The sequence below is a fragment of the Kitasatospora sp. NPDC007106 genome, from assembly GCF_040634455.1.
Lineage (GTDB): Bacteria > Actinomycetota > Actinomycetes > Streptomycetales > Streptomycetaceae > Kitasatospora > Kitasatospora arboriphila.
In genome coordinates this window covers 1-2,422 of the sequence record NZ_JBEYFP010000852.1, presented here as the reverse complement: position 1 = coordinate 2,422, position 2,422 = coordinate 1, and the positions used below count along the sequence as shown (strand labels likewise).

Sequence of the window (2,422 nt, the reverse complement as noted above, 5' to 3'; positions counted from 1 at the left end):
GCTCGACGCCCGCTCGCCGCCCGCCTCGGCGCCGCGCCCGTCCTCGGCCTCGGCGCCCTCTGGCAGGTCGCCGCCTGTGCGACCGTCCTCGCCGTCCCCGCCGTCCGCACCCTGCGCGCACCGACCGCCGCCGAACCCCGACCGACCGTCAGCCGGACCGTCCCGTCGACCGACTGACCGGACGTCGGGCCTGGACGTCGGACCCGGATGCCGGGGCCCGGACATGCGCGGTGGTGCGCGGTGGTGCGCGAAAAATCGCGTGCCCTCCGGCCGCCGCCGTCCCTAGACTCGCCGCGAGCCGCACGCCACAGGTCAGGTGCGCGCCACGACGAGTCGAGGGGAGCAGAGCCGTGCGCAACCGCACCGCCGCCGTCGTCCCCTCCTCGCGCTACGAGGTGATCCTGGTGTCTTCGTCGACCCGGTGCAGGCTGCGCGGCCCGCACCGGAGGTCCGTGACGAACACCTGAGCCCAGCCTGCCTGCACCGACACCTCCGCCGGAGTCCCCGGCGAGGGCCGGCAGCACCGCGGCCGCACGCCGCGCCGACAGGCACCCGCCCGCCGCCCGCCCGACCGGGGCCCGGGGGACCGCTCCGTTCCGTCCGGAAATCGCGCCGCCCCATCTCCCGAACCACCGAAAGGCACCGGGCCGTGCGCACCGACCTGAACCGACCCACCGTCACCACCACTGCCGCCGCCCGCCCCGCCGGGCTGCCGGCACGCGTCCGCAACCTGGGCATCCTCGCCCACGTCGACGCCGGCAAGACCACCGTCACCGAGCGGGTCCTCTACCTCACCGGCGCCGTCCACCGGCGCGGCGAGGTCCACGAGGGCACCACCGTCACCGACTTCGACCCGCAGGAACGCGACCGCGGCATCACCATCTTCGCCGCCGCCGTCAGCTGCTCCTGGGACGGCCACCGGATCAACCTGATCGACACCCCCGGCCACGTCGACTTCTTCGACGAGGTCGAACGCTCGTTGCGCGTCCTGGACGGCGCCGTCGCCGTCTTCGACGCCGTCGCCGGCGTCGAACCGCAGAGCGAGGCCGTGTGGCGGCAGGCCGACCGGCACGGCGTGCCCCGGATCGCCTTCGTCAACAAGCTGGACCGCGCTGGCGCCGACCTCGACACCGCGGTCGCCTCCGTCCGGGACCGGCTCCACCCGGCCCCGCTGGCGGTGCAGCTGCCGATCGGCCGCGAGGACGGCTTCACCGGCGTCGTCGACCTGCTCCGGATGCGTGCCCAGGTGTGGACCGACGGCCTCGACGGCTGCGAGGAGGGCCCCGTGCCCGAGACGCTCCGCGACGAGGCCGAACGGAGGCGGCGCGCCCTGGAGGAGGCCGTCGCCGAACTCCACCCGGCCGCCCTGGAGGAGTTCTGCACCCGTGGCACGCTCTCCGCCGAGAGCCTCGCCGCGGCCCTGCGCGACCTCACCCGCACCGGCGAGGCCGTCGTGGTGCTGTGCGGCTCCGCCTACCGCAACCGCGGCATCGAACCGCTGCTCCAGGCCGTCGTCGACTACCTGCCGTCCCCGCTGGACGTGCCGGCCGTCCGCGGCACCCTGGACGGCACCGAACAGCACCGGCCCGCCGACCCGGCGGCGCCGTTCGCCGCCCTCGCCTTCAAGGTCAACGCCACGGCCACCGGCCGCCTCACCTACCTCCGCGTCTACTCCGGAACCGTCACGAAGGGGGACACCGTGCTCGACACCGCCACCGGCCGCACCGAGCGGATCGCCCGCATCGTGCGGGTCCAGGCCGACCGGCACGCCGAGACCGACCGCGCCACGGCCGGCGACATCGTCGCCGTCGTCGGCCCGAAGACGACCCGGGCGGGCGCCACCCTCTGCGCCCCCGCGGCACCGCTCGTCCTCGAACCCCCGACCACCGCCGACCCGGTCGTCTCGGTCGCCGTCGAGGCCCGCCGCACCGCCGACACCGAACGGCTGGCGACGGCCCTCGCCCGGCTCGTCGAGGAGGACCCGTCCCTCACCGTCCGCACCGACCCCGAGACCGGACAGGTCCTGCTGTCCGGCATGGGGGAACTCCACCTGGAGGTCGCCGTGGAGAAGATCCGCCGCGCCAACGGCCCGGAGGTCGCCGTCGGCCGCCCCCAGGTCTCCTACCGGGAGACCGTCACCGGGGGCGTCACCGGGCTGGTCTACCGGCACGTCAAGCAGGACGGCGGCGCCGGCCAGTTCGCCCACCTCGTCCTCGACCTGGAACCGCTGGAGCCGGACCCGCAGTCCGGCCCGGACGGTGACACCGGGGCCGTCCGCTTCGAGTTCCGGTCCACCGTCACCGGCGGACGCGTCCCGCGCGAGTACGTCCAGGCGGTCGAGGCGGGCTGCCGCGACGCCCTCGCCGAGGGCCCGCTCGGCGGCCACCAGGTCACCGGCGTACGGGTCACGCTCACCGACGGC

Annotated in this window: 1 protein-coding gene; it reads left to right on the top strand. The window is 75.7% G+C overall.

The window, feature by feature from the left end:
- Positions 1–709: 709 nt before the first annotated feature.
- Positions 710–2,422: elongation factor G (locus ABZ641_RS33225; RefSeq protein ID WP_359987922.1), on the top strand; the 1,713-nt coding region annotated here is incomplete at its 3' end.